We start from the raw sequence: 836 nt of genomic DNA, 5'->3' as shown, positions 1-836 counted from the left end.
GGCAAAAGCGGGACGAGCAATATTCCTACGGCGTCAGATCGCTCTGCTCGCGCTTGAGCAAGGTAGCGTCGCGCGACTCCTGCTTGGCGTGAAACAGCAAAGGGCATTCAATCACGATGCAGCTTTACGTGCTGTCGGGCTCAACGCCACGTGGATCGAGCCCAACGCCGCCGTTGGCAACCGCGACGCGAATTATGACGCCGGGCCACATGCGGCGGTGGCTGCAAGGGTACCGAGCCTCTCCCGCACTTTCGACCCCATCGCCGAAGTGCGACTACTCCAGGACGCCGAAGCCGGTCTTATCGCCAGCGGGCCAGCCAAACTCTCACCTTCCTAAACGGCAGCCGCTAAGGTGAGCCGTCGAAAGCCGACATTCAGGTTAACGTCAGCTGGCCGTGTTAGGGCTCGCTTATTCAAGGCGGTACCGGCGCTTGCCGAAGCTAAGAAGGGTTGGCATGCCCTTTGCCGTGCTTGATGTGCGGCAACACGGTGAGAGCTCCGCTGAAGCAAGCGAGAGGGAGCAATGCCCTCGAGACCGTGTCCGATTTTGACTGGAAAATATTCCGCGACAAAAGAGACGAAAGGTGTGGAATGACTTTGGACACCAAGATGGAACTGCGTATGGGGTCCCCGGCTCCTGCGCTGAAAGTGGAGAACTGGCTGCGTGGCGAGCCCCTCACGAGCCTTCGGCCCGGCAAGGTCTACCTCGTTGAATTTTGGGCGACTTGGTGCCGACCATGTGTCCACGCCATGCCCCATTTGATCGAACTGCAGGAGAAATATAAAGACAGCGGATTTGAGATTATCGGAGTCGCAGCTTGCGAAAAGGCTGCAAC

2 protein-coding genes are annotated in these 836 nt (G+C 58.5%); both read left to right on the top strand.

The features are described 5' to 3' along the window. Nucleotides 1-337, top strand: a 337-nt coding sequence (locus EOA60_RS38515) for a hypothetical protein (protein ID WP_206628433.1), incomplete at its 5' end; no start/stop codon positions are given. Between the two features lie 272 nt (nucleotides 338-609). Continuing rightward, on the top strand, nucleotides 610-836 hold a 227-nt coding region (locus tag EOA60_RS35245; RefSeq protein WP_164899884.1), incomplete at its 3' end, for a TlpA disulfide reductase family protein.

The organism is Mesorhizobium sp. M1A.F.Ca.IN.020.06.1.1 (assembly GCF_004023265.1).
In the GTDB taxonomy this organism is placed as follows: Bacteria; Pseudomonadota; Alphaproteobacteria; order Rhizobiales; family Rhizobiaceae; genus Mesorhizobium.
This window is presented reverse-complemented; position numbering and strand designations above follow the sequence as displayed.